This window comes from Clostridium sp. UBA4395, assembly GCF_002390995.1.
Lineage (GTDB): Bacteria > Bacillota > Clostridia > Clostridiales > Clostridiaceae > Clostridium_J > Clostridium_J sulfidigenes.
Genome location: NZ_DGRF01000046.1, coordinates 1 through 3,116, shown reverse-complemented (window position 1 = coordinate 3,116; position 3,116 = coordinate 1). Strand labels below are relative to the sequence as shown.

Annotated in this window: 5 protein-coding genes; 2 read left to right on the top strand and 3 right to left on the bottom strand. The window is 24.9% G+C overall.

Annotation, left to right across the window (positions count from 1 at the left end; translation table 11 throughout):
* The coding region (locus B2694_RS07520; protein ID WP_346885217.1) for a DUF4351 domain-containing protein at nt 1-230 on the top strand (230 nt) is incomplete at its 5' end.
* Nucleotides 231-469: 239 nt separating this feature from the next.
* Nucleotides 470-1,273 carry a RelA/SpoT domain-containing protein gene (locus B2694_RS07515; protein ID WP_346885216.1) on the top strand — a complete coding sequence of 268 codons (804 nt, stop codon included), beginning with the start codon at nt 470-472 and terminating at the stop codon, nt 1,271-1,273.
* A gap of 59 nt (nt 1,274-1,332) precedes the next feature.
* Here B2694_RS07515 and B2694_RS07510 read toward each other — a convergent pair whose 3' ends face one another.
* Genes B2694_RS07510 through B2694_RS07500 form a run of 3 tightly spaced genes read right to left on the bottom strand, consistent with a single transcriptional unit; the run spans nt 1,333 to nt 3,093 of the window.
* Nucleotides 1,333-1,917, bottom strand: coding sequence for a hypothetical protein (locus B2694_RS07510; protein ID WP_346885215.1), 585 nt, complete (start codon nt 1,915-1,917; stop codon nt 1,333-1,335).
* A gap of 3 nt (nt 1,918-1,920) precedes the next feature.
* Nucleotides 1,921-2,508, bottom strand: coding sequence for a hypothetical protein (locus B2694_RS07505; RefSeq protein WP_346885214.1), 588 nt, complete (start codon nt 2,506-2,508; stop codon nt 1,921-1,923).
* Between the two features lie 51 nt (nt 2,509-2,559).
* On the bottom strand, nt 2,560-3,093 hold the full coding sequence (locus B2694_RS07500) for a YcxB family protein (protein WP_346885213.1): 534 nt from the start codon (nt 3,091-3,093) through the stop codon (nt 2,560-2,562).
* Between the last annotated feature and the right edge of the window lie 23 nt (nt 3,094-3,116).

Genomic DNA, 3,116 nt, shown 5'->3' with positions numbered 1-3,116 from the left:
AGAGGGGCATAGAAAAGGGCATGGAAAAGGGAATAGAAAAAGGAATTAATAAAGGCAAAGCAGAACTGTTAATTAAGCAATTATTAAAGAAGTTTAAAAATATACCAGCAGAGTATGAGGATAAGATAATGAATTTACCTATTAATATCATTGATAAGATTGGTATGGATATTTTTGATATAGATTCTGTGGAGGAATTGGAAGAGTATTTTAAGCTTACTAAAGTATAGCAAATGATATAAATAAGTAATAGTATTTATATCATTTGTATTGTATTTAATAAGCTTAAATAGAGAAATTAAAGTTAAGGCATGGGATTATAGGATAATCACCATGCCTTTAAAATCATTGTTATTAAAATATAAAGTAAATAAAATACAATTTGCTATCTTCTATCATTTTGCATTACAATAAGTTTAAAATATATTTATTATGGACAAAATAAGTAAAACTGAAGGTGGCAAGATTTATGATTTTAGATAAAGAAACTTTTTTAAGCAAATATCATCTTAATAAAGAAGAGATTATAAGAAATGGAATAGTTTGGGACACTTTAGAAGAAATATATATGGATTTCAATATGTATAAAGAGACTTATGAAACACAAGCAGAATTTATAGCAAATACACTTAGGGCACATAAGAAAATACATACGGTAAAATCTAGAGTAAAGGATTCTGAAAGGCTTATTGAAAAGATTATTAGAAAGACACAGGATAGAAAATCAAAGTATGGAGAGGATTTTCAATTTTCTGTTTCTAACTATAAAGAAGAGATAAATGATTTGATAGGTATTAGAGCCATACATATATTCAAGGATGATTGGGAAGATATACATAATTATATTCTGGGTACTTGGAAGGTTGTTGAGATAACTGCTAATGTTAGAGAAGGGGATGATACAAAAATATTTGAAGAATTAAATATACAAATTAATTCTAGAAAATCAGGATACCGTTCTGTCCATTATCTTATAGAATTTTTTCCAACTAATCAAAAGGTTATAGCCGAAATTCAAGTAAGAACCATATTTGAAGAAGGTTATGGAGAGATTGACCATCAACTTAGATATTCTCACAAAGAGATTCCAGAGGTCTTAAAATTAAATCTTTTGCTATTTAACCGTATAGCAGGAAGTTCCGATGAGATGGCATCCTTTATAAATATGCTAAGCAAAAACTTGATGGAAATGGAACAAAAGTATGAAAAGATAATAGATCTTAAGGATAAAGAGATAGAGGATTTAAAAAGACAGGTAACCACAAATAAATAAATGTTACCAAAGTTATAACTAATTAAAATAAAAAAATATAGATAAGGTACACATGTATCTTATCTATATTTTTTATTCTTAAATGTTTTATCAATGAAGTTTAAAAAATCCTGTTCATTGCCTATAACAAAAGAATTTTTAGAGAAGGAATTAACCCCACCAGAATAGTCTCTTATGATATATAGATTTTTAGAAATATATACCTTATGAACATAGGAATATCTTATAGTAACTACAGATTCCTCATAGTTTTCGTGAGAATAAGCCTCTGATGAAAGCTTAGTGAAATATGTATCGTAAAAGCTATAGGTTATAGTTTCATCTTTAGATATTTCATCTTTGTTAAATATATGAATATTAATCAAAGTTGAGATTTCTGGTAGTTTCCAATAAAGTAAAAAAACAAATATATTAACCATTTGATGTGGAATAAATTTAAAGTACATTATTAATCCTTCAACAAAACTAATATCATATATATCCATTCTACCATTAATAAATCTATATGCAGTAAGAGCTAGTAAAATAAAAACAGATAAACAGCCAACAAAATAAAGTTTTTTATTAACAACTTTATTTACTTCAATTAAATTTTTTGTTGTACAGTTAGTTGTAAACTTAAAATGCAGTTCCTCATTTTCCAAAAGTTAAACCTCCTTTATTATAGACTTATCTGGCAATGAATTTTCTAAAAAACACATAAAATCCTTAGTATTACCTAAAGTAAGTGAATTTTTAGGTAGAACTATATAGCCCTTTAATGTATTAGCTTTTATAAGAAATAAATTCTTAGTAATATATATATGAGAAATCATTTCATAATTAAATGTGTATGGTGTATCTATAATATCTGCATAAGCACCTATAGAAAAATATGTTTCATAAAAACATGTGGAAAATATAGGATTTTTTAATTCTTTAGGTCTTATAATCTCTGTGGTGTTTATTCTAATCCATGCATTTACTTCAGGCATTTTTATAAGATATAAAATAATAACAAGGTCTATAATTAACAATGGAATGTGTGAAAAATACATTGCTAAAGCCTCCACAAAGGATACCTTATATAAATCAATTACATGTAATATAAAAGTTAATGCAATTATAGAAATGATAAGACTTATAACTAAACGACTTAAAAAAAGCTTTTTTTTGCCTATGATTATTTTTGCCTCTGCCAAATTCTTTACAGAATCTTTAGTAGAAAATTTAAATTTTAATTCTTGGTTTTCCAAGTCTATTTCCTCCTAACTTAACTAACTTAATATATATAAATAATGAAATGATTATTTTTTTATTCTACTTAAGAAATCAAGTTTTTCATCATTATCTTTAAACGCTTCACAGGGTATTATCAACAAAGCTTTGTATTTTTTATTTAAAACATATATTTTATCATTGTTTTCAAATATATTAAAAATAGATTCAAAGTGTATTTCTGTTTCAGAATTATCTACTGTAACTACAAATTTATTTAATTTTAAAAATACTTCCTTTTCTTTTACTAAATTTGGATTTTTTTCAATGGCCAGTTTATAGGTTTTTTTTAATCGACTTAAATAAAATTTAGGTTCTAATTTAACTATTTTATAGAGCAAAATAGCAATTGTTAATGTAAATATACAAAAGGTAACAACTAGTTTAGTGTGCAAATAATACAATTTTATGAACTTTATAGTAGCTACTATAAAATATAGATAACATGCATATAATACAATCTTTCTAAATTTAAAATAAAAAATTCTATTCTTTTTAATTGTATCTAAGAAATAATGAAATTCTATCCAATCCTCTAAACTATTGGTATATTTTAAAGTCATTTAATCACCTTGTATAATGAACT